Source organism: Liquorilactobacillus mali (assembly GCF_001437155.1).
GTDB classification, from domain to species: domain Bacteria; phylum Bacillota; class Bacilli; order Lactobacillales; family Lactobacillaceae; genus Liquorilactobacillus; species Liquorilactobacillus mali_A.
Map to the genome: position 1 here is coordinate 1 of NZ_JQAR01000015.1, position 780 is coordinate 780.

A 780-nucleotide genomic window follows, 5' to 3' on the forward strand; every position below is an offset into this window, starting at 1 on the left:
CTTTTTACAATATGACCGTCAAGCTCGCTGGGCAGTCCAAACGGTCACAGTTGATCTGTACTCGCCTTATCGATCCTTGATCCATGAGATCTTTCCGCAAGCGCTGATCATTGCCGACCGCTTCCATGTCGTAACCCAAGCTTATCGGGCCTTAAACTTAGTTCGGACACAAACCATGAAACAGGCGGGACAGGGTTCGCACAACGCACGTGCTTTGAAACATTATTGGAAATTGTTAACTAAAGACTCGACCAAACTTGATTTTAAAACCTATCGTAAAAGCAGAAACTTTCGTAATATGCAGTTATGTGAACAGGATATTGTGGAGCGTTTATTAAACATGTCCTCCGCTTTGCGACAAGCTTACGTTTATTATCAAACACTTTTACAAGCTGTCCAGCAGCGAGATCCAAGGCTCTTAGAAAGTCTAACACGTTCAGCTGCAGGCATGCCTGAGCCCATCAAAAAAACTAATCGTACCTTGCGTAAACATCTACAAGAAATCAAGAACAGCTTTCAGACGACCTTTTCTAATGGACCCGTGGAAGGAACAAACAACAAGATCAAAGCCATTAAAAAGACTGCTTACGGTTTCCGGAACTTTGAAAACTTCCGTTTACGTCTTCTCATCGAATTAAAGAATAGTTATGTCAGTTTGAATTTTCATAATCACATTAAAAAAGCTGCTCATTCCATTCAGGAACAAGCAGCTTGACCAAGTAGACCAATTGCTTATTATTTTTAATAATTCATTTCATCAGTACCACTTGATAAAGAACC

At 40.6% G+C, this 780-nt stretch carries 1 protein-coding gene; it reads left to right on the plus strand.

Features of this window, described 5'->3' with window-relative positions; genetic code table 11:
- A partial coding sequence (locus IV36_RS07210) for an ISL3 family transposase (protein ID WP_156648638.1) occupies window positions 1–715 on the plus strand: 715 nt, incomplete at its 5' end.
- Window positions 716–780: the final 65 nt, after the last annotated feature.